Origin of the sequence: Nonomuraea sp. CA-218870, assembly GCF_050936535.1 — a bacterium.
In the GTDB taxonomy this organism is placed as follows: Bacteria; Actinomycetota; Actinomycetes; order Streptosporangiales; family Streptosporangiaceae; genus Nonomuraea; species Nonomuraea corallina.
In genome coordinates this window covers 3,684,212-3,709,014 of the sequence record NZ_JBNJMN010000001.1, presented here as the reverse complement: position 1 = coordinate 3,709,014, position 24,803 = coordinate 3,684,212, and the positions used below count along the sequence as shown (strand labels likewise).

At 68.8% G+C, this 24,803-nt stretch carries 25 protein-coding genes and 1 pseudogene; 13 read left to right on the top strand and 13 right to left on the bottom strand.

Features of this window, described 5'->3' with window-relative positions; all coding sequences use genetic code 11:
- Positions 1-32: 32 nt before the first annotated feature.
- From ACQEUU_RS17930 to ACQEUU_RS17900, 7 genes are all read right to left on the bottom strand, one after another.
- The gene (locus tag ACQEUU_RS17930; RefSeq protein ID WP_433067247.1) at positions 33-1,559 is read right to left on the bottom strand and encodes an AMP-binding protein; all 1,527 of its coding nucleotides are present in this window, start codon (positions 1,557-1,559) and stop codon (positions 33-35) included.
- A gap of 93 nt (positions 1,560-1,652) precedes the next feature.
- Positions 1,653-2,231: a hypothetical protein gene (locus ACQEUU_RS17925; RefSeq protein WP_433067245.1), complete on the bottom strand. Its 579-nt coding sequence runs from the start codon at positions 2,229-2,231 to the stop codon at positions 1,653-1,655.
- Positions 2,232-2,334: 103 nt separating this feature from the next.
- A complete protein-coding gene (locus ACQEUU_RS17920) occupies positions 2,335-3,147 on the bottom strand; it encodes a MetQ/NlpA family ABC transporter substrate-binding protein (RefSeq protein ID WP_433067242.1) in 813 nt (270 codons plus the stop codon).
- A gap of 9 nt (positions 3,148-3,156) precedes the next feature.
- Positions 3,157-3,813, bottom strand: coding sequence for a methionine ABC transporter permease (locus tag ACQEUU_RS17915; protein ID WP_433067239.1), 657 nt, complete (start codon positions 3,811-3,813; stop codon positions 3,157-3,159).
- Complete coding sequence (locus ACQEUU_RS17910; RefSeq protein WP_433067236.1) at positions 3,810-4,760, bottom strand: methionine ABC transporter ATP-binding protein; 951 nt, start codon at positions 4,758-4,760, stop codon at positions 3,810-3,812. The genes ACQEUU_RS17915 and ACQEUU_RS17910 overlap by 4 nt, the downstream gene beginning before the upstream one ends.
- 289 nt (positions 4,761-5,049) lie before the next feature.
- A complete protein-coding gene (locus tag ACQEUU_RS17905) occupies positions 5,050-5,655 on the bottom strand; it encodes a Fic family protein (RefSeq protein WP_433067234.1) in 606 nt (201 codons plus the stop codon).
- 358 nt (positions 5,656-6,013) lie between these two features.
- The gene (locus ACQEUU_RS17900; RefSeq protein WP_433067232.1) at positions 6,014-6,604 is read right to left on the bottom strand and encodes a TetR/AcrR family transcriptional regulator; all 591 of its coding nucleotides are present in this window, start codon (positions 6,602-6,604) and stop codon (positions 6,014-6,016) included.
- 53 nt (positions 6,605-6,657) lie between these two features.
- Between ACQEUU_RS17900 and ACQEUU_RS17895 the strand changes: the two genes are divergently transcribed.
- Complete coding sequence (locus tag ACQEUU_RS17895; protein ID WP_433067230.1) at positions 6,658-7,539, top strand: alpha/beta fold hydrolase; 882 nt, start codon at positions 6,658-6,660, stop codon at positions 7,537-7,539.
- A 101-nt stretch (positions 7,540-7,640) separates the two neighbouring features.
- Here ACQEUU_RS17895 and lon read toward each other — a convergent pair whose 3' ends face one another.
- A complete protein-coding gene (lon, locus tag ACQEUU_RS17890) occupies positions 7,641-10,001 on the bottom strand; it encodes an endopeptidase La (protein WP_433067228.1) in 2,361 nt (786 codons plus the stop codon).
- 174 nt (positions 10,002-10,175) lie between these two features.
- Between lon and ACQEUU_RS17885 the strand changes: the two genes are divergently transcribed.
- The 10 genes and pseudogenes from ACQEUU_RS17885 to ACQEUU_RS17840 all read left to right on the top strand — a co-directional run bounded on the left by ACQEUU_RS17885 (position 10,176) and on the right by ACQEUU_RS17840 (position 19,439).
- A complete protein-coding gene (locus ACQEUU_RS17885) occupies positions 10,176-11,426 on the top strand; it encodes a sensor histidine kinase (protein WP_433067226.1) in 1,251 nt (416 codons plus the stop codon).
- A complete protein-coding gene (locus ACQEUU_RS17880) occupies positions 11,423-12,079 on the top strand; it encodes a response regulator (protein ID WP_433067224.1) in 657 nt (218 codons plus the stop codon). Before ACQEUU_RS17885 ends, ACQEUU_RS17880 begins: the two co-directional genes overlap by 4 nt.
- A gap of 42 nt (positions 12,080-12,121) precedes the next feature.
- Positions 12,122-13,480 carry a phenylacetate--CoA ligase family protein gene (locus ACQEUU_RS17875; protein ID WP_433067222.1) on the top strand — a complete coding sequence of 453 codons (1,359 nt, stop codon included), beginning with the start codon at positions 12,122-12,124 and terminating at the stop codon, positions 13,478-13,480.
- Between the two features lie 288 nt (positions 13,481-13,768).
- Positions 13,769-14,521, top strand: a complete 753-nt coding sequence (locus tag ACQEUU_RS17870; RefSeq protein WP_433067220.1) for an alpha/beta hydrolase — start codon at positions 13,769-13,771, stop codon at positions 14,519-14,521.
- Positions 14,522-15,560: 1,039 nt separating this feature from the next.
- Positions 15,561-16,574: a hypothetical protein gene (locus ACQEUU_RS17865; protein WP_433067219.1), complete on the top strand. Its 1,014-nt coding sequence runs from the start codon at positions 15,561-15,563 to the stop codon at positions 16,572-16,574.
- A gap of 653 nt (positions 16,575-17,227) precedes the next feature.
- A pseudogene (locus ACQEUU_RS17860) lies at positions 17,228-17,380 on the top strand (transposase); the annotation flags it as partial.
- Positions 17,381-17,521: 141 nt separating this feature from the next.
- Complete coding sequence (locus ACQEUU_RS17855; protein WP_433067217.1) at positions 17,522-17,701, top strand: hypothetical protein; 180 nt, start codon at positions 17,522-17,524, stop codon at positions 17,699-17,701.
- Between the two features lie 24 nt (positions 17,702-17,725).
- The gene (locus ACQEUU_RS17850) at positions 17,726-17,917 is read left to right on the top strand and encodes a hypothetical protein (RefSeq protein ID WP_433067215.1); all 192 of its coding nucleotides are present in this window, start codon (positions 17,726-17,728) and stop codon (positions 17,915-17,917) included.
- A 17-nt stretch (positions 17,918-17,934) separates the two neighbouring features.
- The gene (locus ACQEUU_RS17845; protein WP_433067214.1) at positions 17,935-18,858 is read left to right on the top strand and encodes an ATP-grasp domain-containing protein; all 924 of its coding nucleotides are present in this window, start codon (positions 17,935-17,937) and stop codon (positions 18,856-18,858) included.
- Entirely contained in the window at positions 18,855-19,439 is a 585-nt protein-coding gene (locus tag ACQEUU_RS17840; protein WP_433067213.1) for a hypothetical protein, read from the top strand. Before ACQEUU_RS17845 ends, ACQEUU_RS17840 begins: the two co-directional genes overlap by 4 nt.
- 242 nt (positions 19,440-19,681) lie before the next feature.
- Here the strand turns inward: ACQEUU_RS17840 and ACQEUU_RS17835 are convergent, their stop codons facing one another.
- The 4 genes from ACQEUU_RS17835 to ACQEUU_RS17820 all read right to left on the bottom strand — a co-directional run bounded on the left by ACQEUU_RS17835 (position 19,682) and on the right by ACQEUU_RS17820 (position 21,304).
- Positions 19,682-20,005, bottom strand: a complete 324-nt coding sequence (locus tag ACQEUU_RS17835; RefSeq protein WP_433067211.1) for an SDR family NAD(P)-dependent oxidoreductase — start codon at positions 20,003-20,005, stop codon at positions 19,682-19,684.
- On the bottom strand, positions 20,002-20,217 hold the full coding sequence (locus ACQEUU_RS17830; protein ID WP_433067209.1) for an SDR family NAD(P)-dependent oxidoreductase: 216 nt from the start codon (positions 20,215-20,217) through the stop codon (positions 20,002-20,004). The genes ACQEUU_RS17835 and ACQEUU_RS17830 overlap by 4 nt, the downstream gene beginning before the upstream one ends.
- A 166-nt stretch (positions 20,218-20,383) precedes the next feature.
- Positions 20,384-20,800, bottom strand: coding sequence for a DUF4180 domain-containing protein (locus tag ACQEUU_RS17825; protein ID WP_433067207.1), 417 nt, complete (start codon positions 20,798-20,800; stop codon positions 20,384-20,386).
- A 102-nt stretch (positions 20,801-20,902) separates the two neighbouring features.
- Positions 20,903-21,304, bottom strand: coding sequence for a helix-turn-helix domain-containing protein (locus ACQEUU_RS17820; RefSeq protein WP_433067205.1), 402 nt, complete (start codon positions 21,302-21,304; stop codon positions 20,903-20,905).
- A 99-nt stretch (positions 21,305-21,403) separates the two neighbouring features.
- Between ACQEUU_RS17820 and ACQEUU_RS17815 the strand changes: the two genes are divergently transcribed.
- Together ACQEUU_RS17815 and ACQEUU_RS17810 are read left to right on the top strand one after the other, a co-directional pair.
- On the top strand, positions 21,404-22,096 hold the full coding sequence (locus tag ACQEUU_RS17815; protein WP_433067204.1) for an MBL fold metallo-hydrolase: 693 nt from the start codon (positions 21,404-21,406) through the stop codon (positions 22,094-22,096).
- Between the two features lie 89 nt (positions 22,097-22,185).
- Positions 22,186-23,583, top strand: a complete 1,398-nt coding sequence (locus ACQEUU_RS17810; protein ID WP_433067202.1) for an MFS transporter — start codon at positions 22,186-22,188, stop codon at positions 23,581-23,583.
- Here ACQEUU_RS17810 and ACQEUU_RS17805 read toward each other — a convergent pair.
- The gene (locus tag ACQEUU_RS17805; RefSeq protein WP_433067200.1) at positions 23,565-24,794 is read right to left on the bottom strand and encodes a cytochrome P450; all 1,230 of its coding nucleotides are present in this window, start codon (positions 24,792-24,794) and stop codon (positions 23,565-23,567) included. The two genes, ACQEUU_RS17810 and ACQEUU_RS17805, sit on opposite strands and share 19 nt — an antisense overlap.
- Positions 24,795-24,803: the final 9 nt, after the last annotated feature.

Here is a 24,803-nt window from a genome sequence, read left to right as displayed (position 1 = left end):
CCTGCTCGCGGACCGCTTCGGAAAGCGGGTGATCACTTCCAGTATTCGTCCTTGAGCAGCCGCTTGTAGAGCTTGCCCGTGGGGTGCCGGGGCAGCTCGGCCCGGAAGTCCACCGACTTGGGGCACTTGTAGTGGGCAAGCTGGGAGCGGCAATACTCGATCAGCTCCTTCTCCAGCGCCGGCCCGGCCTCGTCCATCGACACCGGCTGCACCACCGCCTTGACCTGCTCGCCCATCTCCTCGTCCGGGACGCCCAGCACGGCCACGTCGGCGACCTTGGGGTGCACGCACAGGACGTTCTCGGCCTCCTGCGGGTAGATGTTCACCCCGCCAGAGATGATCATGTACGAGCGGCGGTCGGTGAGGTAGAGGAAGCCGTCGGCGTCCAGGTAGCCGATGTCGCCGAGGGTGGTCCAGCCGCGGCCCTGCGGATCCTGCACCGAACGGGTCTTGCCGGGGTCGCCGTGGTACTCGAAGACGGCGGCGCTCTCGAAGTAGATCGTGCCGTGCTCGCCCGGCGGCAGCTCGTTGCCCTCCTCGTCGCACACGTGCACGGGGCCCAGCAGCGACCGGCCCACCGTGCCCTTGTGCTCCAGCCAGTCGGCGGAACTGACGTACAGGAAGCCGTTGCCCTCGGTGCCGGCGTAGTACTCGTGGATGATGGGGCCCCACCACTCGATCATCTGCTCCTTGACCGGGATCGGGCAGGGCGCGGCCGCGTGGATGGCGGCCCGCAGCGATGACAGGTCGTACCTGGTCCGGGTCTCCTCGGGCAGCTTGAGCATCTTGATGAACATGGTCGGCACCAGTTGCGAGTGCGTCACCTGGTACTTCTCGACCAGCCGCAGGTACTCCTCGGGGTCGAAGCGCTCCATGATCACGAGGGTGGCGCCGAGGCGCTGGAACGTCATGCAGTAGCGCAGCGGCGCCGCGTGGTAGAGCGGGGCGGGCGACAGGTAGACGCTGTCGGCCGACGGCGCGAACAGGAACTGGATGAGCTTGAACAGCGGGCCCGGCTCGGTCAGCGGCTCCAGCGCCAGGGTCGGCTTGACGCCCTTGGGCCTGCCGGTGGTGCCGGACGAGTAGAGCATGTCGGCGCCCTGCACCTCGTCCTCGATCGGGGTGACCGGGTGCGCCGCGACGGCTTCCTCGTACGACTCGAAGCCCTCGGCGGTGCCGTCGAGCATCAGCCGCAGCTCCACGCGCGGCGTGTCGGCGGTGATGGAGGTGGCGACGTCGGCGAGGGCGGCGCTGGAGACGAACACCCGGGCGCCGCAGTTGTCGACGATGTAGGCCAGCTCGTCGCGTTGCAGGCGTGAGCTGATCGCCGTGTAGTAGAGACCGGACCGGTGCGCCGCCCAGGCGACGGCCAGGAAGAGCGGATGGTTGGGCAACATGAAGGCGACGTGGTCGCCCGGCCGCAGGCCCGCGGCGCGGAAGAGGTGGGCCAGCCGGTTCGACTCCTCGTCGAGCCGGCGATAGGTGACGACCTGACCGGAGCCCGCCATGATCACAGCGGGCTTGTCGGGGGTGACTGCTGCGATGGCTCCCGGGTACATGACCGAACAGTATTCTGTTCCTGGCGGGAAAAGCCAGACCCCGACACGGCGAAGCCGCGGCCTCGTCGTGAGACCGCGGCTTCGTCATGGGGATCAGACGGCGTGGTAGACGTCCTGCCAGCCGGAGTGCCAGCCGTTCGGGTTCCAGTGGTTGCCGCGGCTCACGTTCACGTAGATGTGAGCGGCGTTCTCACCGGAGAACGAGAAGTGCTTGGGGTGCTTCCAGCAGTTCTTGAAGCGCTCGTAGGAGGTGTCGCCGTCGGTGGTGACGACCTTGAAGGTCGTCCACGCGCACTTGTTCTTGCCCCACCACTTGTCGTTGTAGAGCTTGCCGTGCACGTCGAACCGGAAGACGTGCTTCCACTCCCAGACGCGCTTCTTGACTTCCTTCTTCACCCACCAGCACTTCTTCTCGCCGTCGTGCCACTTGCAGACCTTCTTCGGGACGATGACGGTCTTCCAGTGCCAGTGCTTGTAGGTCTTCTTCTCGACCTCCACGTGGCCCTTGGCCTTGGCCTTGTGGTCGCTGGAGTGGTACGGGCCCCAGCTGTCGGAGTAGGTGCCGGACGAGGTCGCGGCGCCGGTCGTCGTCGCGCCCGCGGCCACGGGGGCGGCGACGGTGACTGCGGCGGCGGCGGCCACGCCGATCAGGAGTCGGGTTGCGAATCGCACTTGAGGGCTCCTCGGGAAGAGGTTGGTTCTGCTGTCGGACTATTGATAAGCGGAACCGATTGCCCGTTGCTTGCAACCCGCTTTAACCCTGCCTTATCCAGACTTATCCGGCGGCGATCACCGAGCCCGCGTACTTCTGCGCGATGAAGTCCTTCACCTTCTGGTCCCGCAGCAGCTTGGCCAGGGTGACGACGTCCGGGTCCTGCTCCTTGCCGGCGGCCACGACCAGGCCGTTCACGTACGGATTCGCCTCGGTCTTCTCCAGCACCAGCGCCTCGGACGCGGGCTTGAGCCCGGCCTCGATCGCGTAGTTGCCGTTGATCACGGCCGCGTCCACGTCGTCCAGCGAGCGCGGCAGCTGGGCGGCCTCCAGCGACTCGAACCGCAGGTTCTTCGGGTTGCCGGTGACGTCGCGCTCGGTGGCGGCGGTGCCGGCGCCCTCCTTGAGGGTGATCACGCCGTTGTCGGCGAGCAGCTTGAGCGCGCGGCCCAGGTTGGTGGCGTCGTTAGGCACGGCCACGGTGCCGCCGTCGGGCAGCCCGCCGAGCTCGGTCGCCTTCTTGGAGTACAGGCCGAGCGGCTCCAGGTGGACCGGGGCGACGAAGGCCAGGTCGGTGCCCTTGGAGGAGTTGAAGTCGTCCAGGTACGGGCGGTGCTGGAAGAAGTTGGCGTCCAGCTTGCCCTCGCTCAGCTGGACGTTGGGCTGCACGTAGTCGGTGAACTCGACGATCTCCAGGTCCAGGCCGGCGGCCTCGGCGAGGTTCTCGTTGACGTACTTGACGATCTCCCCGTGCGGCACCGGGCTGACGCCGATCTTGAGAGCGCCGTCGGGCTCGCTGGTAGCGGACTGCGACGTACCGCATGCGGCGAGCGACAGGGCCAGCGCGGCAACACCCACTATGCGACGAAATTTCATGATCTTCCTTTATTTGTGTGATAGACGCCGGGCGGCGTAGTCGCCCAGGCTCTGCATGACTTGCACGATCACGATCAGCAGCACGACGGTCGCCACCATCACGCCGGTCTCGAACCGCTGGTAGCCGTACCGGATGGCCAGGTCCCCGAGCCCGCCCCCGCCGATGGTCCCGGCCATGGCCGTGTAGCCGATGAGCGCGACCACCGTCACGGTCACCCCGGCGACGATCCCCGGCAGCGCCTCGGGCAGCAGCACCTTGACCACGACGGTGGCGCGGCCCGCCCCCATCGCCCGCGCGGCCTGGATCACGTCGCGGTCCACCTCGCGCAGCGCCGTCTCCACCAGCCGGGCGAAGAACGGCACGGCGCCGACGGTCAGGGGCACCACCACGGCGGCGGTCCCGATCGTGGTGCCGACGACCAGCCGGGTGAACGGGATGATCGCGATCATCAGCACGATGAACGGCAGCGACCGGCCGACGTTGACGACCAGCCCGAGCACGGACTTGACCGCGGGCAGCGGACGCAGCCCGCCCCGGTCGAACACCACCAGCGCCACGCCCAGCGGCAGCCCGAGCAGCACGGTCAGCAGCGCCGACCAGCCGACCATGATGCCGGTCTCCACCGTGGCCTCCGCCAGCAGCGGCGCCATCTCCTCCCAGGTCATGACACCTCCACCAGCAGCCCGCGGGCGCGCAGGTAGTCCAGCGCGGCCGGGGCCTCGTCCCCGGTGAGCGCGATCCGCAGCCGGCCGGCCGCGCCGCCGGCGATCTCCTCGATCGCGCCGCCCAGGATGCTCACGTCCACGTCGAACTTGCGCACCACCTCCGACACCAGCGGCCGCTGCGGGTCGCCGGTGAAGGTGAGCGTCACCGAGCCGGCCGGCGGGTCGCCGGGCAGCGGGAAGATCTCCCGGGTGAGGCGCGAGCCGGGGGTCCTGATCAGCTCGGCGATGGGCCCCGCCTCCTCGACCCGCCCACCGGACATGATGGCGGCCGAGTCGCAGACGTTCTTGATCACGTCCATCTCGTGCGTGATGAGCAGGATCGTCAGGCCCAGCTCGGCGTTGAGCCGCCTGAGCAGGTCCAGGATCGACTGGGTGGTGGCGGGGTCGAGCGCCGAGGTGGCCTCGTCCGACAGCAGGACGGCCGGGCTGCCGGCGAGCGCCCTGGCGATGCCGACGCGCTGCTTCTGCCCGCCGGAGAGCTGGTGCGGGTGGTCGCGTTCGCGCCCGGCCAGCCCCACCAGCTCCAGCAGTTCGCCGACGCGGCGCCTGCGCTCCGCCCTGGGCACGCCCATGACCTCCAGCGGGAAGGCCACGTTGCCCGCGACGGTGCGCGAGGAGAGCAGCGCGAAATGCTGGTGGATCATGCCGATGCGGCGCCGGGCGAGGTTGAGGTCACGGCCGCGCAGCCCCGTCAGCTCCTGGCCGGCCACCCGCACCGTGCCCGAGTCGGGCCGCTCCAGCAGGTTGACGCAGCGCAGCAGCGTGCTCTTGCCGGCGCCGCTGCGCCCGACCACCCCGTAGACCTCGCCTTCGCGCACGCTCAGGTCGACGCCGTCCAGAGCGACGGTGCGGCCGTACGCCTTGCGCAGGCCGGAAACCTCGATCACGACTCTTCCCCATGGCTGAGAGGCGGCACGCCGCCGCCGGGCTTGGAACGATCAGGTACGGGAGCCGGTCGTCCTATCGGGAGCCGGGGTGGAACGGCAGGTGACTCAGCCTGCGCAGCACGAAATGGGGCGTGATCATAGGGGGACCTTCGAGGGAGACGGCGGTCAGCGGGCCTGGCGGGCGGTCGTCCGCCCCGTGCTCGGACGACAACACCTGCCGGATCGGTGGTGCGCGGGTCCCTCGGTCATGCTCATGCCAACGACGCGCGTCGCGGCGGCTATTCCCGGCTCAGACGGTGACCTCGCTCACCCTGTACGGGTCGCGCAACGGCTCGGCCCGCCCCGCGAAGTCCGCCTTGATCTGCCGCATGAGCGGCCCCGGCGCGTAGAAGCGCCCCTTGGTCTCCCCGTACGGCTGGAGCCAGCCCTTGGCGGCCAGCTCTCGCAGGTCGCGGGCCGCCTGGCCCTGGCTGAGCCCTTCGTCGGCCTGGTAGCGGCTGCGGCGCAGCCTGCGGTTGACGAACACCTCGTAGAGGGCGGACACGGACCGGGTGTTGAGCCCGTCGGCGTCGACCCGCTCTTCGAGCAGCGTCCAGACCTCCCCGGCCTGGGCCAGCCGCTGCCGCACCCGCTGGGCCTGCAGGTGGTGTGCGCGCAGACAGAACCGGACCCAGGAAACGGTGTCGCCGTGCGGCTTCCACGATCCGTGCTGCACTCCCCGGAGCGCGCGGTGGTAATCGGTGGTGTTCTCACCTGTGCCGAGCCACTCCGCGATGGAGGAGAACTCGGGGGTGAGGATCTGGTCGCGACCGAGCACCAGGGTCCGCAGGGCTCGTGACATCCTGCCGTTGCCGTCACGCCAGGGGTGGATGGCCACGAGGTTGAAGTGCGCCATGGCGGCCCGGACGTAGCTGGGCCCGTCGAGGTCCCAGCGTTGAGCCAGGTGATGTGGGTGAGCGCCTGCTGATAACCCGCGATCTCCCGCGCCACCTGGCCTGGTGTCTCCAGCGGCTCCTCACCGGACATGATGGACTCGATGTCCTCGACGCCGGCGTGATAGCCCTCGATCGAGTTGGAGCCCTGGATGGCCCGTGCCTGAAGCTGCCTGCGCAGCTGGCCGTCCCAGCGGTGGGTCTCGGCCAGCCGGTATTTGAGGTCGCGGCGCATGTCTTCGATCTCCGCCAGCACGGCCTTGTCGTCCGGCTCCAGCTCAGGGGTCCCGTACAGCAGGGAGTCATGGAAGCATGCCCGAATCATTCGGTCAAACGTACGGATGATTCGGTCATTCTGGATATCTGCTGATCAAGGATGCTTATGGCCCGTTCCGGGGCGTGATGACCGAGGAGCAGGCCTGAGGCCAGCCCGTCGACCAACGCCAGCAGGGCGTCCGCCGCCGCGCCCGGGTCGGCGGCGAGTCCTTCCAGGCACCCCGCCACGACGGCGGCGAGCTGGGCCTGGCCCTCCCGGTAGCGCGCGGCGAGGGTCTCGTCGTTGAGCGCGCGGATGAAGACCGCGACGCCCACCAGCGTCTCCGTCCGGGCCTCGGCGTCCAGCGGCAGCAGCGTCACGAGCAGGGCTCGCAGCACCTCGCGGGGCGCGGCGGACCCCATCCCGGCCAGGCCGCGCCGCAGGCGCTCCGACAGCCGGTCACGCAGCAGGACCGTCGCGTACAGGAGCATCTCGTCCTTGCTCGCGAAGTAGTGCTGGACGAGCCCGATGGACATGCCCGCCGCCGTCGCGACCTCCCGCATGCTGACCGCCTCCAGGCCGCGCGAGGCCGCGATGCCCCACAGCGCCTCGGCGATCCGCGTCCGCCGCTGTTCGTGGTCGACCTTCTTCGGCATGTGCCCGCCCTCCAAGTTTTCGCCATATGATCGTATGGCAAAGGAGGGGTGCGATGCCGAAGATCGGTCGCTTCGTCACGCCGGAGGCGCGAGCGGAGTACGAGCGGACCTACGACGAGGCGATGGCGGCGCTGCCGTCGCCGGCCGAGACGCGTGACGTGCCGACGCCGTTCGGGCGGGTGCGCGCCTACCGGTTCGGCCCGTCCGGCGGCACGCCGCTGGTGCTGCTGCACGGCAAGTCGGCGACGAGCGTCATGTGGCTGCCCAACCTTCCCGGCCTGGCCGCCGCGCGCCCCGTGTACGCGCTCGACCTTCTCGGCGAGGGCGGGCGGAGCGAGCAGACCGCGCCGATCAGGGACGCCGCCGACCAGGCCGCCTGGCTGTCGGCGGCACTCGCCGGGCTCGGCCTCGGCACGGCGCACCTGGTGGGCATGTCGATGGGCGGCTGGCTGGCGTGCAACCAGGCCGTACGGGATCCACGCCACGTGGCCTCGATCACCCTGCTCGACCCGGCGGGGGCGCTCGCGCCGATGCCTCTCGGCCTGATCCTGCGGACGATCCCGGTCATGCTGCCGTTCGTCTCGCGCTGGGCGAGGCCGCGCTTCATGGCGTGGATCGACGGCACCGGCGCCGACATCTCCGCGGACGACCCGGTGGCCCGGCTCATCTCCGCGACGATGCGCGACTACCGGCCCGCGCTCCCGCCACCCACCCGCTTCACCGACGAGCAGCTGCGCTCGATCACGGTCCCGGCCCTGGTCGTCGTCGCCGGGCGCAGCGTCATCCACGACCCCGGCGAGGCGGTGCGGCGGGCGGAGCGGCTCATCCCCGGGGTGCGGGCCGAACTGTGGCCGGAGGCGACCCACTCGATCGCCGGTCAGTTCGCCGCCGAGGTGAACGAGCGGGTGCTGAAGTTCGCCGCCTCACTGCCGTAGTCGCCCGTACGGAACACCGCCGTACACGCGGGACGCCCCGCCGCAGCGGGGCTTCCCGGTGCGGCGGGGCGTCTTGGGGCGGCAGGGCGTCTCGGGGCGGATCAGGCGGCGACGCCGTCCGCCACCTGGGCCGGGGTGAGCGCGAGGTCCAGGACCTCGCGCACGTCGCTGACCGAGTGGATGGTCAGCTCGTCGCGGACCTCCTGGGGCACGTCGTCCAGGTCCGGCTCGTTGCGGGCCGGGATGAGCACCGTGGAGATGCCCGCCCGGTGCGCCGCCAGCAGCTTCTGCTTGACGCCGCCGATCGGCAGCACCCGGCCGGTGAGCGAGATCTCGCCGGTCATCGCCACGTCGCCGCGGACCTGGCGGCCCGACAGCAGCGAGGCCAGCGCGGTCGTCAGCGTCACGCCCGCCGAGGGGCCGTCCTTGGGCACGGCGCCCGCCGGGAAGTGGACGTGCACCGAGCGGTCCTTCAGCGCGGTGACCGGCAGCTCCAGCTCCGCGCCGTGGGAGCGGAGGTAGGACAGGGCGATCCTGGCCGACTCCTTCATCACGTCGCCGAGCTGGCCGGTCAGGGTCAGGCCGGTCTCACCGGTCTCCGGGTCGGCCAGCGACGCCTCCACGTACAGCACGTCGCCGCCGGCCCCGGTGACCGCCAGGCCGGTGGCCACGCCGGGCACCGAGGTGCGCTGGGCGTTCTCCGGCAGCGACGACTCCGGCACGAACCTGGGCCTGCCCAGGTAGGCCGTCAGGTCGTCGGCGCCGACCGTGACCGGGAGCTCGTCACCGGCCGCGATCTTGCGCAGGACGCGGGCGACCGACCGCTCCAGCGAGCGGACGCCGGCCTCGCGGGTGTACTCGGTGGCCAGCCGGCGCAGCGCCGCGTCCTCGACGGCGACCTCCTCGGCCGTCAGGCCGGCCAGCCCGAGCTGCCGGGGCAGCAGGTGGTCGCGGGCGATGGCGACCTTCTCGTCCTCGGTGTAGCCGTCGAGCGTGACGACCTCCATCCGGTCCAGCAGCGGGCCGGGGATGGCCTCCAGGACGTTGGCCGTGGCCAGGAAGAGCACGTCGCTCAGGTCGAGCTCGACCTCCAGGTAGTGGTCGCGGAAGGTGTGGTTCTGCGCCGGGTCGAGCACCTCCAGCAGCGCGGCCGTCGGGTCGCCGCGGTAGTCGGCGCCGACCTTGTCGACCTCGTCGAGCAGCACGACCGGGTTCATCGAACCGGCCTCGCGGATAGCGCGGACGATCCGGCCGGGCAGCGCGCCCACGTAGGTGCGCCGGTGGCCGCGGATCTCCGCCTCGTCGCGTACGCCGCCGAGGGCGACGCGGACGAACTCGCGGCCCATGGCACGGGCGACGGACTCGCCGAGCGAGGTCTTGCCGACACCGGGAGGGCCGGCCAGGGCGAGCACGGCGCCGCCGCGGCGGCCGCCCACCACGCCGAGCCCCTTCTCCTGCCGGCGCTTGCGTACGGCCAGGTGCTCGATGATGCGGTCCTTCACGTCGGACAGGCCCGTGTGGTCGGCGTCCAGCACCTCGCGGGCACCGGCGATGTCGTAGTTGTCGTCGGTACGCACGTTCCACGGCATGTCGAGGACCGTGTCGAGCCACGTGCGGATCCAGCCGCCCTCGGGGGACTGCTCGGAGGTCCGCTCCAGCTTGTCGACCTCCTTGAGCGCGGCCTCGCGCACCTTCTCGGGCAGGTCGGCCGCCTCGACGCGGGCGCGGTAGTCCTCCTCCTCGGTCTCGGCCGAGCCGCCGTCGAGCTCCTTCAGCTCCTTGCGGATGGCGGCGAGCTGCTGGCGCAGCAGGAACTCGCGCTGCTGCTTCTCCATGCCCTCCTGGACGTCCTTGCGGATCGTCTCGGCGACGTCCAGCTCGGCCAGGTGCTCGCGGGACCACTCGATCAGCTTGCCCAACCGGTCGGCGGGGTCGGGGGACTCCAGCAGCTCGACCTTCTGGGAGGTGGACAGCCACGGCGTGTAGCCGGAGCTGTCGGCCAGCACGGCGGGGTCGTCGATCTGGTTGACCTGGTCGACCACCTGCCAGGCGCCGCGCTTCTGCAGGATCGTGGTGGCCAGGGCCTTGTACTCCTTGGCCAGCTCGTGGGCGCGCTCGTGGGCGGCGACCGCGTCGACGGTCACGGCCTCCACCCACAGCGCGGCGCCGGGGCCGGTGGTGCCCGCGCCCACGCGCACCCGGTCGACGCCGCGGACCACGGCGGCGGGCTCGCCGCCTGGCAGCCGCCCGACCTGCTCGACGACGGCCCGCACGCCCACGGCGCCGTAGCGGCCGTCGACGCGGGGAACGAGAAGCACCTGCGGCTTGTTGCCACCGGATGCCCGGGCAGCGTCGATGGCGGCGCGCACCTCGGAGTCGGACAGGTCCAGCGGAACCACCATGCCGGGCAGTACGACGGCGTCGTCCAGCGGCAGCACCGGCAGGATCAAGCTCTCACTCATGCGAACTCCATAGGGTTGAGTTATATCGACTCAATTCATCGGAGCGGCTTAATGTTCCCAAGCTTTCCGATGTTCGCTCAGAGCGAGCGTAATCATGTAAGTCATACCTGGGAGTGAGACCGGATCAGCCCTTGGTCCGACGCGTGGCGAGCGGCGTGCTCGTAGGCTTTGGGGGTGTTCTCGGCAGTGCTGCGCCCCATCCTCCTGGCGCTCTACCAGGGTGCGGCCGACCAGCCCGCGCCCCCGTCGGGCCGGCGGGCCCTGCCCATGCCGCGCTGGCTGGGGCTGCTGCCGTTCCGCAGACTCGACCTCGTCCAGGTGGTCGACGTCCTGCTGGCCCTCATCCTGTTCCTGACCACCTACGACCGGGTCATCCAGCGCGACGGGCGGCCGGCCCTCGCCTACGTGGCCGCGCTGGGCGTCGCGATCCCGCTGGTGCTGCGCGACCGGAGGCCGCTGGCGGCCTGGCGCGCCTCGCTGGCGCTGCTCCCGGCCGGGCTCTGGGTCTCGTTCGCGCTGGGCGTCGCCTACGAGGACAACCCCTACACCGCGGAGATAGTGATCTCTTACCTGCTCGTCGCCTACTCCGTGGCGGTGCGCTGCGACCGGCGGATCACCGGCGCGGCCTGGGTGATCAGCGTGGTGGTGATGTGGATCGCCTTCCCCAACAGCGTGCCGCTCGGGTCGGTCATGGTGGGCGCCGTCATGCTCCTCGGCCACAACGTGCGGCTGCGCCGCGGCGCCACCGAACGGCTCGCCCTGGAGGAGCGGCGCAGCCAGGAGGCGATGGGGGCGCAGGCCGTGCTGGAGGAGCGCGCGCGCATCGCCCGCGAGCTGCACGACGTGGTGGCCCACCACATGTCGGTGATCGCGATCCAGGCGGAGGCGGTGCCGCTCAAGGCGGCGGGCGACCCGGCCCAGCTGGAGGCGGGGCTCGCCGGCATCCGCGCCCTGTCGCTGGAGGCGATCGCCCAGCTCCGGCAGGTGCTCGGCGTGCTGCGCGACGAGGACGGCCGCACCGACACCGCCCCGCAGCCCGGCCTGGCCCAGGTCGACGACCTCGTCGCCAACGCGCGGGCGGCCGGGCTGTCCGTGCTGGTCAAGCTGCCCGAGTCGGTGGAGGGGGTGCCCCAGACGGTGGGGATGTCCGCCTACCGCATCGTGCAGGAGTCGCTGAGCAACGCCATGCGCCACGCCCCGGGCGCGACCGTCATGATCGACGTCCGCCGCGACGAGCAGGGCGTGCGGCTCCACGTGACCAACGGCCCCGGCACCTCCTCCGCCCGCTCGCCCGGCGCCGGCCACGGGCTGGTCGGCATGCGCGAGCGGGCGGCGCTGCTGGGCGGCACGCTGGAGGCGGGGCCGGTCCCCGTAGGAGGTTTTCAGGTGACCGCGGTGCTGCCGACCGGACGGGGTCCCTCGTGATCCGGGTTCTCATAGCCGACGACCAGGGCATGGTGCGCACGGGGTTCACCGTGTTCCTGAGCGCCCAGCCCGACATCGTGGTCGTGGGCGAGGCGGCCGACGGGCGCGAAGCGCTCCAGCGGGCCGCCGAGCTGACGCCCGACGTGGTGCTGATGGACGTGCGGATGCCGGTGATGGACGGGCTGGACGCCACCCGGCGGCTGCTGTCGTCCGGCTCGGAGTCCAAGGTGCTCATCCTGACCACGTTCGACCTCGACGACTACGTCTACGAGGCGCTGCGGGCCGGCGCCAGCGGGTTCCTGCTCAAGGACGCCTCGGCCGCCCAGCTCGCCGAGGCCGTCCGGGTGGTCGCGGCCGGCGACGCGCTGATCTCCCCCGGCGTCACCAGGCGGCTCATCCGTGAGTTCGCCCGGCTGGGGCCGCGCCCGGCTCCCGCGGCCGCCCGGCTGAGCGAGCTGACCGAGCGCGAGAGCGAGGTGCTCGCGCTCGTCGCCCAGGCCCTGTCCAACCAGGAGATCGCGCGCAAGCTCGTGCTGGCCGAGCAGACGGTCAAGACCCACGTGGGGCGGATGCTGATGAAGCTGGGGCTGCGCGACCGGGCCCAGGCGATCGTGTACGCCTACGAGACCGGGCTGGTGCGGCCGGGCGAGTGACGGGCGGGTGACGGGGGGCGGCCCCGGCCGTACAGTCGACTGATGGACCTGGTCAAGCTGTTCCACGACGTGGTGAAGACGGTGCCCGCGTACCGGGCGTTCCTGGCGGAGCACGCCATCGACCCCGCCCAGATCCAGACATTTCAGGATTTCGTGGGCTTGCCGATGACGAGCAAGGACACGTACACCCGACGCCACCCCCTGCCCGACCTGTGCCGTCACGGGGTGATCGGCGACCTCGTCGCCGTGTCGTCCGGGTCGACCGGGGAGCCCGCGTTCTGGCCGCGGACCGCCGCCGACGAGCACGTCATCGCGGCCCGCTTCGAGGAGGTGTTCCGCGACTCCTTCGCCGCCCGCGAGCGGCGCACGCTCGCCGTGGTCTGCTTCGCGCTCGGCACCTGGGTGGGCGGGCTGTTCACGCTGGCCTGCTGCCGCCGGCTGGCCGAGCTCGGCTACCCGGTGACGGTCGTGGCGCCCGGCAGCGACAAGCGGGAGATCCTGCGGGTGGTGCCGGAGCTGGCGCCGCACTTCGACCAGGTGGTGCTGCTCGGCTACCCGCCCTTCCTCAAGGACGTGATCGACGCCGGACTGCCCTGGTCCCGCTGGAACGTCAAGCTGGTCACCGCCGGCGAGGTCTTCAGCGAGGAGTGGCGCACGCTCGTGGCGTCCCGCGCGGGCATCACCGATCCGGTACGCGGCATCGCCTCCCTGTACGGGACCGCGGACGCCGGGGTGCTGGGCAACGAGACGCCGCTGTCGGTGGAGATCCGCCGCTTCCTGGCCGAACGCCCGCCGGCCGCGCGGGAGCTGTTCGGCGAGTCGCGGCTGCCCACGCTGGTCCAGTACGACCCCGAGGTGCGCTTCTTCGAGGAGCACGACGGGACCCTGCTGTTCTCCGGCGACAACGGCATCCCGCTGATCCGCTACCACATCGCCGACGACGGCGGGCTGATCCCGTACGAGCGCATGCTGGCCTTCGCCCGCGACCACGGCCTGGAGCCGTCGGCGCCCGGCCCCGCCCGGCCCTTCGCGTACGTCTTCGGGCGGAGCCGGTTCACCGTGTCCTACTACGGGGCGAACGTGTACCCGGAGAACATCTCCGTGGGGCTGGAGCAGCCCGAGGTGGCGGGGCTGGTGACCGGCAAGTTCGTGATGGAGGCGGCGGAGGACGAGCGGCGCGACCGGCACCTGACGGTGACGGTGGAGCTGGCGCCCGGCGAGAAACCGTCGGACGGCACGGCGGAGGCGGTCGGCGCGTCGATCCTGGCCCAGTTGCGGCGGCTCAACAGCGAGTTCGCGCACTACGTGCCGCAGACGCGCCAGGCGCCGGTGATCCGGCTCCGCGAGACAGGCGACCCGGAGTACTTCCCGCCGGGAGCCAAACACCGCTACACCCGCTGAGCCGCGCCCTCCTCCCAGAGGCGGGAGCGACGCCGGCCGGGTGGTCAGCGGGAGTCGGCGAGTGTGCGCTCGCCCTCCTCCAGCCCCGGTCTCTCCCTCGCATCACTTCGGGGCCGATCGCGAAGGCTGGGACGGGGGGCCGCGGAGGTCCTGGGGGTGCCTGCCCTCCAGGGGTTCCGGGGGCCGGCCGGTCATCCTGTCGTGGTCGTGATCCCCCTGCGGTACTACCTGGAAGATCAGCCCGTGCGGTGACGCGGAAACCGGGGCCGGATCCGTAGCTTCGACACCATGCGATTCAGGCACGGAGTCCTCGGCATGCTCGCCCTCGGGGCGCTGCTCGTCCCACCCGCCCAGTCGAGCGGCCGGCTCGTCCGGGTCCACGGTGACGTGACCACGGCCGACCGGGTGGCGGTCATCGTGCCGGGCGCCGACATCACCGTGGACACCTTCGACACCGGCAGCCACCGCCCAGGCGGCTCGGCCCGCGCCCTCCTGACCGAGGCGGCCGGCCAGTCCCCCGGCACCCGCCTGGCGGTCGTCGCCTGGCTGGGCTACGAGTCGCCGCCCACCTGGAGCCTGGACGTGATGACCGACTCCGCGGCCGACGAAGGAGCGCGAGCCCTCCGCCGCACGGTCACCGACCTCCGCCGCCGGACCGCGGCCCCCATCGCGCTCCTGTGCCACAGCTACGGCTCGGTGGTCTGCGCCAAGGCCGCCGCCGGCGGCCTGCCGGTCTCCGACCTCGCCCTCGTCGCCAGCCCCGGCCTGGAGTTCCGCTCCGCCACGTTCACCACCGCCCGGGTGTGGGCCGGGCTGGGCTCCAACGACTGGATGAGGTTCGTCCCCAAGACCAGGCTGGGCCCCCTCGGCTTCGGCCGGGACCCGATGGCCCCCGGCTTCGGCGCCCGCCTGTTCGAGGCCGGCGAGGGCGGCCACAGCGACTACTTCAGGCCCGGCTCCACGTCCCTGCGCAACCTCACGCGGATCGCCTTAGGCCGCCCTGACCAGGTCACCCCTCTTGCTCCGCGGCGGACGGCCTGACGCTGCCGCCTTAGGAGTCAGATAAGCGAGAAGCGCTCCTCATGTCCCTGACCAGGAGCGTAGGCGTCACCCCGAGCAACGAGCCGGGGCTTGCGGGAAGGTATTGGGAACGATCAAGCACGCAGATGGGTGGTCCGTGATAGCACCATCTGAAGGGTGTGGACGATCAACGACGACGACTCTTTCTAGGGCCGCCTCCCACAAGGCGAGGAAGGTCATCATCTGTCGTCGTAGAGCGCCAGTTCCTAGGATCGACGCCCCATCGGTCGACGGTAACCTGCAGCCGGATGATCTGCCTTGCTAGTTCTCTACGCTTGTTGGCTCTTACCCGAGTCTCTAGCCGCTTGGTTGCCTGGAGTTGCTCGAACCATGTCGTTGGCAGCAGAGCTAGCTGGGCGGCGAGCCAGTGCTGGAAATCGGCATGTGGAGTCTTCTTGACACGGGCAAGAAGGGGAGCCGCAGCGCCTGCTACGACCTCTAACGCTGGCACTACGACTTCGGGGTTGGCCTCACTTGTCGCATGGCAGAGGTTGCGTAGACCGGTAGAGAGTTGAGCTGCCTGATCTCGCCTTCTCTCATCTAGCCGGGCTTCCCGTTCACGGCGTGTTAGCCACCAAGCAACAGTCGCTGCGCCGAGAACACCAAGAAAGGCTCCCCCGAAGTCATTGAAAATGATGTCCTTCCATAGGTCGAATGGCTCAGCCGGAACTTGGACATGGACTACGGGTGCTGGCGGTGTCACTGCCGCAGTCTCTGTAACTGTGACGGTCGGTTGAGGAGCGGGAGTCGCGACCACGCATACATCGTCCGAAAGATCGAGACAGTAAGCAAGCTTGCGTCTTGAGGAAGACTGGTGTGTGGCTCCAGGAACATATGTGTCATTGTGAGTGAAATGCGCGTTAAGTCCGTTCCTATCGGGGCAGTTGGGATGAAAAGTGAGATGGCCTCTAGCAGTGCATGTGAGCACATGCCAGAGTGAAGTATGCCTCCTGCGCGACTGAAGCCACTTTCTGATGATCTTCCGGAAGAAGTGCGAAGATTGGCGATCTATCTTAGGGAACGTTTCGCGCAGACGGAAGAGTCCATACGTAATTATGCTGGACTATCTGGCACAGATGCCACGATGATTCGCCGCTACTTGCATGGCGAGAGGATCCCCCCTTCGCGTTTCGTAACGAAGTTGCTTACACATGCGGCAGAGAAACAAGGAAGAGCTCTAGAGCTAGAAGAATTAAAGGCGGTTCAAAACGCAAGGGTTGAGGCATTCCGGGCGGTGGAGCGCGCTCGTTTGCAAGTAGAGGAAATTGAGACACAAGCGGAAATTGCTGAAGCCCAGAGGGTAGAAGTCGACGAACGCATTCAGAACATGGTCGATTTGATAGAAGCCCTCGTTGGCGAAATGGGACTTGTGAAAGGGGAAGCCCGTGCGCTGGAGAGTTCGTGGACGAAGAAAGCTATAGAGGCCGCTCCTCGGGCTGAACTGGTTCGTTTCGAAGTTGACAGGAAAGCCCTCGTTCGAGCCGAGGAGGACATTAGAGAGGAAATTGATCGTCTGAAGGTCAATCTAGAAGAAGCAGAAGCGGCCAAGGAAGTAGCAGGACAGAGATGCCAGGTGCTTGAGAGCGCGCTCGTAGAGGCGCAGCGAGTGTACGCCCTGGTAGCTGATATGGTGGGTAGGCCAGACCTCAGCTTGCCGCAAAGCATAGTTGCCTACGTGGATAATCGCAGGCTGCGATGGGGAGGCATAGTTGGGATGGGTATTGGGCCGCTGATTCTGTATGGCTGGCCTGCGTATTTGGGCGTGATGTTTCAGATGGTGTCGGCACATAGTGTGGCCCTACGTATCGCAACTCTGGTAGGGCTTATCATTCCTGTGTGGTTCGCCTTCGGGATCAGGCGTCTTGAGCGAGCCGGGCTGCCGCGCCCGATTCATCTTATTTGGGCTGTAGTAGCAACGGTAATTATCTTCTTCGTATTTACCCTGCTGCCGTACCAGATATTTTTCTCGACGGCCATGAGCGATCCTGCAGATTTCGATGCTGGTGGGTCCTGAGTCATCGGATATCGTTCTGCGGTATACTGTTCACGTCTCGAGGTGTGTCGGCAGTTTGGGACGTGCAAACACTCCACTTGCTTCGGTCGGCTAACTGCAGCTCTTTTCTATCGTCCAGATGAGTATGTCCGATCGGCTGGACCCGCTTGCGTTTGCCTGACTGCTTGACCACCAGTACGGGCACGCCTTCGGGATGTGGAGCTCCTTGCGCTCGTCGGGCGACGGCATGCGAGCCGTGACCTCTGCCTCGCGCTCTACTGCAACCCGCTCAATAGGCAACTGTGGACGGACGTAAGAGCCGTCGCGCTTCACAGTGAGGTGATCTCAGCGAAATAGTTCGGGCGATCGGGATTTTTGGGACGCCGTTCCTGGTGTTCCGGGCCTTTCGGGAGGAGTCGCCGAAGGCCAGAAACAGACGTGGAGCCCCCGGTAGAAGAGGTCTCACCACAAGAATCTCAGCCGGCCGAAAGGCTCCACGTGATTGCACATCGTGCCACGCTCGACGTCTCCCGCGCACTCGTTCAGTACCTCGCGCGACTCCTGCACGACGAACGCCGACTGCGTGGCACCCCGAAAGACAGCCGAGCCCTGAGCCCGTTCCGGCAGGCGATCATGGTGCGGCGCTGGTTCCGCGGCGAGCACGACATCCCCACACCGGCATCACCAACGCAGGCTCCGAAGGCAGCAACCGCGTCATCAAAACCGTTGCCCGCGACGCCTACGGCTTCCGCAACCCCGAAAATCAACGGCTACGCACCCGATGCGCCACCACCCGACGCAGCCGCGGATGCCTCAACCCCGCTTAACTTCGAAGAGCCGCCATGCTTAGCCCTCCTTACTCCTTCAGCCAACCCACGCGCCTGACACCTTTGAGTTTGACCATCCCGGCTCGATAGGCAAGCCGACGTCAGTTCGAATATTCCGTGGTAGCAGCTATAGTGTGCAGCGTGACGATGCCGACCAGTACTGGCTCAGACCCTGTGTCTCTGTACCGTCTGCTGTGCGCCCTGTCCCCCTCCAGAGCATCGGAGGACCCGCCGGACACCCTCAACACCAAAGCGGTCGAAACGATCGACGAGGACGCCGCATTTGCTTTGCTGCGCGTTCCGGGGTTGCCGCTTAACTGACGGGAGATTCCGTAGAGTGGGGTGGTGGCCTTCGACGACGATGGTGTCCTCTCCTCTGCCGGCCAGCGCCGAGGTTTGTATCGGCTACTGGCGCAGGCCGTGCCCGCCGATACTGACGAGCCGCCGCCTGACACAACCCTCACCAGGCAAATTGAAACGGTTGACAACGACCGAGCGATCATTGCGTGGGTCGGTGCCGGGATCGCCCTGCCGTGAGTGCCGGAGTGGCTTGCGTGATTGTCGGTGACCAAGGTGATCCGCATGTGGCGGCGGTGCTAGCCCGCCTTGCTCCGGTCAGCCAGAGCTGGGTGGTCAACGCGGCTACGTTAGCCGAGAACCCTTATGTCCTGCAGGACGCCTGCTTGAGCGTGCGCTGTCCTCAGGAGCACGTGATGGTCTCGCCCCAGACGGGCACGCGTGGTTGGATTCGACGTTTAGCACCCGCTGCATGGCAGCGAGGGATGGTCGTTGAGTCCCTGGAGGCGGCTGAGAAGACAGCTTGGCTGTCTTTGCTGACGGCCGTGCTGCGCACCTGCGGAGTGGAATGGCTAACAGGCATCGACGCGCTCGTCGCCGCGGAAAACAAGCTGGTGCAGCATGCCACAGCGGTGCGTCTTGGTGTTCCCACTCCCGCCACCTTGGTCACCAACGACCCCTCTGCCGTGCGGGAGGCCATCGGACCCGATATCGTGCTCAAACCGTTGGGTCCCGGCCATTTCTTTGACCAGGACCAGCCTTACACGATCTTCACCACGTTGATGCGCAACGACGATGTCCGCCTTGCCGCGCTGGCTGAGACACCATTTCTCGTGCAAACGAGGATCTGCGCGCGTTTGCACCTACGTGTAGTTACGGTCGGCGAGCAGGTATGGGGTGCCGCGCTGGATGCGGCGAATCAGCCACTCGACTGGCGTGCCGCGCCAATTGCCCATCGCTCATTCACTGCTGCCGTCCTCCCGGCGGAGGTCGCTCACGGGGCTCTGGCTGTGGCAGACGCCCTGGGTCTGGGCTATAGCAGCCAGGACTGGGCGCTGGCGGACGAGGGCGCCTTTCTCCTGGATGTCAACCCTGCTGGGCAATGGCTCTTTCTGCCTCAGCAGGTCACAGTCCCCGTCACGGCTGCCCTGGCGGCTTGGCTGAGTAGCGGTCCACGGTGACACAGCAAGAACGGTTGCCTTCCGAGGCCGCAGTCTTCCTACAGTATGTGCTGGGGCTGTGGCCGGGTCGGCGGGTGCCCGTCTTCGGCGTCCACTCGGTAGAACCGGGCGATACGAGCAACTGGCCAGAGGTGGATTTGATCGTCCTTGTGGAGGAGGGACGGCGCCAGCTAGACCGGCAGCAAAGTGACCTCGAATATATCCGTGGGCGTGCTCAATTCCTGTTCACGACGGCCCTGGGGCTCTTAGTGGTTATCTTTGCCAGTGCGGCCAGCATAATTGCAGCATTGTCGATATGGGCCTTTATTGCGTGGTTTCTCGGTGTATTCAGCACTACCCTTGGCCTGCTCGGCGCTGCTGCGGTCACCGTCGCTCGCAAAGAGGTTGGCATGATAGACAGCACTCGGCTCTCACGCCAGCAACCCCCTATCCATCAGGTGCTTGCCGCAGCCTACGCGCGGACGGTCAGAATCGGTGAGAACACCGTGGCAACCCACGTCACGGTGCTCCGTGACGCTGTCCTTCTGGTCATAGTCGGGGCGGTGGCCCATGCTGCCGCCTGGCTCTTCACGGTGCTTTGAGCATCGGCGGCAGGCGCTGCTGGTTCTCTCGACAGGAATCGAATCAAAGTAATCGCAGTAGGAGAGAGTGGCCTGTAGCGTCGGATCGCCGCTGTTGACCTGCGAGAACTCGCCATGGGGGATGCCTGGCGACGTAGACTATCTCGCGAACATCCCCAAGGGACGCGGCGTTGCGGCATACCTATCTGTAGTGCGATCCGCGTCACCCGGGCTTGGCTGCTCCGCGGTCAGACGCCGCGCGCTCACGAACTCGGATCGAACGACATCCTGCGGCGTTGTCGTCGGCCGTCCACACGGCCTGGCAAGAGCACTTCCCCGAGCGGTAGCCTGCACACTTCGGGCCCTTTACGCCTGCGGCGGATGTCACCGAGGATCACGCGCCTCGGGATCATACGGGCGGCCGAAGGCATGCGTGACCTCTCCCAGGAGGTCCGTCGCCGTGGCCCGGGATAGACCGTGGTGACGCGAATCCCGTGGGCCGCCTCCTCCTCGCGCAGTGAGTCTGCCAGTTCCCGGAGCGCCGCCTTGCTCCCGACGAACGCCGACCAGCGGGCGACACCGGTCAAGCCGGAGAGGCGTTGACGAAGATCACATGACCTCTCGACCCCCGCAGCGCGGCCAGCGTGCCAGGTTCGGCCAGATCCACCTCGATCCCGCGCACGTCCAGCCGCCCGACGTCACGCCCCACGGCGGTCACCCGATGCCCGGCCGCCATCAGGGCGCCGACCACCGCCGTGCCGATCCCGCCGGTGGCTCCGGTCACCAGCACATGCTTCACAAGGTCTCACCTTTCTCCGCCGGGTGCCTGATCATCACCCGGCGGAGGCGGTGACGTCGATACCTGATTTGGCGTATCCGCTGAAGACCCCGGCACGCTAGTGGCCGGTCTGCTCTCGTGCCCATGGCTGGTCCGCCAGGCGCCATCCTGCTCCTCCGCGCGTCGGTCAGGCGGGTGGGGCCGCAGCGCCACGCTGGTCCGGAAGTCGTTCGCGGAGGGCTTCCAGGCTGGGGAGAAACCAGAGCTCGTCGCCGCGGTTGGCTTCGCGCACCCAGTCCCGCAACGCCGTGCTGGAGGAGACGTGCCGGGAGATGTCACCGATGACGGCGACCTTGATGCGGTAGTTGGCGAACTTCTGGATGATCTCGCCGGCGACGCGGGTGCTGAGGCGCCAGAAGTCCTCGTGCAGCCGATCGGCGGGGATGACCACGAGCTGGGCGCGGTGATACCAGGCGTCGCCGATCAGGTCCAGGGCGTCGCGCTCGGTTCGCACCGGCGGCCCGTCCGCCTCGCACAGCAGGACGCCGGGCATCGGGGCGGGGGTGTCAGGCGCGGACTCGCCAGGCGGGTGGTGCTCAGGCATGTGAAGTCTCCAGGGTGAGAAGGGGCGACCCGGGCGCTCGCAGGCCGGGCGTGGACCGGCCCGCGGGACAGGGCGGGTCGGGTATCGGCGGGGTTGTGCGCGTCACTGGCCGATGAGGGCGTCGATGAGCCGGAGCACCTGGGCGGTGGTTTCCAGGTCGCCCAGGATCACGACCTTCAGCCGGCCGTGTTCCTCGTCGTAGACGAACTGCGCGTGAGCCCCGGTGGGCCGGCCGCCCAGCGATGACAGGACCATGATGCTGACCCGGTCCATCGTGCCCCGGTCGATGCCGTCGACGTGGACGACGGCCGACGCCTCGGCCTGGCGACGCGCCGTGGACGGCGTGAGCGACAGGCCGGTGAACGCCTCCAGGTCCGCTCGGGCTATCCGATACTGCTTGCCGATCTTGGCGGCCTTCAACCGGCCGTCGCGCACGTAGGCGCGGACGGTCTTGACGTGCAGGCCGAGCAGGTTCGCCGCCTGCTCGACAGTGTATTGTTCCATTTCGTTCCCTAAACTACCCTACTTAAGGGAGTTTCAGGGAAGGTATCGCCGTAAGCGAAGACCGCTCAAGGGCTCCGGGCCCGGACGTACGGTGCCCGCATGGATCTGATCGAACTGACACCCCACCTGCACCTGCTCCGCTTCCCCGTCGGCAACGCCTACCTGTGGCACGAACGTGACGCGCTGACCCTGATCGACACCGGGGTGGCCGGGTCCGGGAAGGACGTCGAGGGAGCCGTCCGCTCCCTAGGCTTCACCCTCGCCGATCTGCGGCACGTGATCGTGACGCACGGCCATGACGACCATCACGGTGCACTGGCGGAGATCACGACGGAGGCCACCGTCATGGTCCACCGGGCCGACGCGCCGGTGGTGCGCGGGGAGACCGCGCAGCAGATACCGGATCGGGCGGACATGCCCGAGTGGGAACGGGAGATCTACGACAGCCTGCCGCCGATCCCTCCCGTCCCCTCGGCCCGGGTGGACCGGGAGCTGGAGGGCGGCGAGGTGATCGACTTCGGAGGCGGCGCCGAGGTGATCCCCATCCCGGGACACACTGACGGGAGCGTCGCGCTGTATCTGCCCGCGCATCGGCTGCTGTTCGCCGGCGACACCGTCGCGACCCTGAACGGGCAGGTCATCCTGGGCGTGTTCAACGCCGACCGGGCCGGGGCCGCCGCGTCCTTCCGCAGGCTGGCCGACCTGGACCTGGGCCTGGTCTGCGTCGGCCACGGTGACCCGGTCACGGGCGACGCCACCGCACGCCTGCGCGAGGTGGCGGCCCAGCTCTGATCCGAGGGGGCGGGCGTGAGCTGTGATCCGGGCTGAGCTGCGGGGAATGCCAGAGGCCGCCGGCTGTGCTGCTGCGTGGGGAGGTTGGCATGGACGACGGGCACATCGAGCTCCGATCGGCGCGCGGCCGGTGGGTGCTGGCGGCGACCGTGCTGGGGTCGGGGCTCGCGCTGCTCGACAGCACGGTCGTGAACGTGGCGCTGCCCTTTCTCGGCACCGAGCTGGACGCCGGCATGTCGGGCCTGCAGTGGACGGTGAACGCCTACACGCTCACCCTCGCGGGTCTGATCCTGCTGGGCGGATCGCTGGGCGACCGGTTCGGCAGGCGCCGGGTGTTCCTGATCGGCACGGTGTGGTTCGCGCTGGCGTCGGTGCTGTGCGCGGCGGCGGCGACGATCGAGTTCCTCATCGTGGCCCGCGCGCTGCAGGGGGTGGGCGGGGCGCTGCTCACGCCGGGCTCGCTGGCGATCATCCAGGCGTCGTTCGCCAAGGCCGACCGGCCGCGCGCCATCGGTGCCTGGTCGGGGCTGGGCGGGGTGGCGAGCGCCGTGGGGCCGCTGCTGGGCGGGGTGATGGTGCAGACGATCGGCTGGCGGTGGGCGTTCCTGATCAACCTGCCGTTCGCGGCGCTGGTGCTGCTGGTGGCGGCCCGGCACGTGCCGGAGAGCCGGGACGAGCAGGCGGCGGGCCGCTTCGACGTGCTGGGGTCGGTGCTGGCCGCGCTGTCGCTGGCCGGGATCACGTACGGGCTGATCGAGCTGGACGCTCCGGTGCCGCTGGTGGTGGGCGTGCTGCTGGGTGCGGCGTTCGTGGTGCTGGAGCGGCGCCGGTCGCCGGGGGCGCTGGTGCCGGTCGGGCTGTTCGCCGACCGGGTGTTCACGTCGGTGAACGTGGTGACGCTCGTGATGTACGGGGCGATGGGCGTGGTGTTCTTCCTGCTGGCGGTGCAGTTGCAGGTGGTGTCGGGGTTCTCGCCGGTGGCGGCGGCGTCGGCGATGCTGCCGGTGACGGCGCTGATGCTGCTGCTGTCGCCGCTCGCCGGCGAGCTGGCCAGGCGTCACGGGCCGCGCTGGCCGATGACGGGCGGGATCGCGCTGGCGGGCGCGGGTTTCGTGCTCATGAGCTCGATCGGCCCCGGCGCCTCGTACGGGCTGCAGGTGCTGCCGGCGGTCACCGTGTTCGGGCTGGGACTGTCGGCGGCCGTGGCGCCGCTGACCGCGACGGTGCTGGCGACCGTCGACGACCGCTACGCGGGCACGGCGAGCGGGGTGAACAACGCGGTGGCGCGCACGGGCGGGCTGCTCGCTGTGGCCGCGGTGCCGCCGCTGGTGGGGCTGGTCGGCGACGCGTTCAGGGATCCTTTGGTGTTCGACGCGGGGTTCAGGGTGGCGATGCTGGCGAGCGCGGCGATGATGGCCGTGTCGGCGCTGGTCACGGCCGCCACCATCCGGGGGAACGTGCTCGGCCCTCAGAAGGTGAAGGCCTGACGCCGCACGCTGTTGTCGAAGTTGGACACCAGCAGCTCGGGCTCGCCGATGGTGCGGATGCCGGGCAGCCGCGTCAGCAGCTCCCGGTACATGGCGCGCAGCTCCTGCCTGGCCAGGTTGGCGCCGAGGCAGAAGTGCGGGCCGGGGCCGCCGAAGCCGACGTGCGGCTTGGTGTCGCGGGTGATGTCGAACCGGTCGGGGTCGGGGAAGACGGACTCGTCGCGGTTGGCGGAGCCGTAGAAGAGCACGACCTTGTCGCCCTTCTTCAGCTCCAGCCCGCGCAGTGAGTAGTCCTGAGTGACGGTGCGCCGGAACTGCATGATCGGCGAGGCGAGGCGGACCATCTCCTCGATGGCGTTGCCGATGTGGGCGTCGAAGTCGCTCATGAGCAGCTCGCGCTGGGCGGGGTTGTCGGTGAGCATCTTGAGCCCGTGGGCCATGGTGTTGCGCGCGGTCTCGTTGCCGGCGACCAGCAGCAGCGCGAAGAACGAGCCGAGCTCGCGGTAGGTGAGCTTCTCGCCGTCGGGGTTGGCGGTGACCAGGAGCGAGACCAGGTCGCCCTTGGGGTCGGCGGCGCGTTCGTGGCCGAGCTTGATCACCATGCGCTGGAGGGCGAGCAGGGCCAGCATGTTCTGCCCGGCGAGCTGGACGGTGCGGGCCAGGCTGGGCCGGACGCCGGTGTAGGCGGTGGAGATGTCGACGTGCTTGTGCACTCGTTCGCGCCACTCCTGCGGGATGTCGAGCATGTCGCAGATGACGTGGATGGGCAGCCGGGCGGCGACCTGGCCGACGAAGTCGTGCGGTCCTGCGGCGACGAGGTCGTCGACGATGCGCGCGCAGGCCGACTCGATGTCGGACTGCAGCCCGGTGAGCATCCTGGGACTGAACGAGCGGGTCACGATGCGGCGCAGCCGGGCGTGCCGCGGGTCGTCCATGTTGACCATCGACTCGCCGAACACCTGCTTGACCCAGCCGGGCGGCTCGGGGTTGGTGACGGCCGGCTCGCTGGAGAAGACCTTGGCGTTGCGGCTGGCCTCGACCACGTCGGCGTGGCGTACCAGCGCGTAGAAGCCGGCGCCGGAGCGCAGGAACGGCACCTTCTTCTCGGGGAAGAACACCGGCTGCTCCTGTTGCCGGAGCCGGGCGAACGCCTCGTGCCGCTCCTTGAGCGGCTTGCGCCAGAAATCAAGATCAGCGAGGTCGATGTCCACCCGCCCATC

What these genes read in the sequence shown, in the direction of transcription:
- ACQEUU_RS17905 (WP_433067234.1), bottom strand. Translation starts at nt 5,655, where the DNA reads ATGGCGCACTTCAACCTCGTGGCCATCCACCCCTGGCGTGACGGCAAC.
- ACQEUU_RS17895 (WP_433067230.1), top strand. Translation starts at nt 6,658, where the DNA reads ATGCCGAAGATCGGTCGCTTCGTCACGCCGGAGGCGCGAGCGGAGTAC.
- lon (WP_433067228.1), bottom strand. Translation starts at nt 10,001, where the DNA reads ATGAGTGAGAGCTTGATCCTGCCGGTGCTGCCGCTGGACGACGCCGTC.
- ACQEUU_RS17820 (WP_433067205.1), bottom strand. Translation starts at nt 21,304, where the DNA reads ATGGAACAATACACTGTCGAGCAGGCGGCGAACCTGCTCGGCCTGCAC.
- ACQEUU_RS17815 (WP_433067204.1), top strand. Translation starts at nt 21,404, where the DNA reads ATGGATCTGATCGAACTGACACCCCACCTGCACCTGCTCCGCTTCCCC.
- ACQEUU_RS17930 (WP_433067247.1), bottom strand. Translation starts at nt 1,559, where the DNA reads ATGTACCCGGGAGCCATCGCAGCAGTCACCCCCGACAAGCCCGCTGTG.
- ACQEUU_RS17915 (WP_433067239.1), bottom strand. Translation starts at nt 3,813, where the DNA reads ATGACCTGGGAGGAGATGGCGCCGCTGCTGGCGGAGGCCACGGTGGAG.
- ACQEUU_RS17870 (WP_433067220.1), top strand. Translation starts at nt 13,769, where the DNA reads ATGCGATTCAGGCACGGAGTCCTCGGCATGCTCGCCCTCGGGGCGCTG.
- ACQEUU_RS17920 (WP_433067242.1), bottom strand. Translation starts at nt 3,147, where the DNA reads ATGAAATTTCGTCGCATAGTGGGTGTTGCCGCGCTGGCCCTGTCGCTC.
- ACQEUU_RS17900 (WP_433067232.1), bottom strand. Translation starts at nt 6,604, where the DNA reads ATGCCGAAGAAGGTCGACCACGAACAGCGGCGGACGCGGATCGCCGAG.
- ACQEUU_RS17825 (WP_433067207.1), bottom strand. Translation starts at nt 20,800, where the DNA reads ATGCCTGAGCACCACCCGCCTGGCGAGTCCGCGCCTGACACCCCCGCC.
- ACQEUU_RS17810 (WP_433067202.1), top strand. Translation starts at nt 22,186, where the DNA reads ATGGACGACGGGCACATCGAGCTCCGATCGGCGCGCGGCCGGTGGGTG.
- ACQEUU_RS17875 (WP_433067222.1), top strand. Translation starts at nt 12,122, where the DNA reads ATGGACCTGGTCAAGCTGTTCCACGACGTGGTGAAGACGGTGCCCGCG.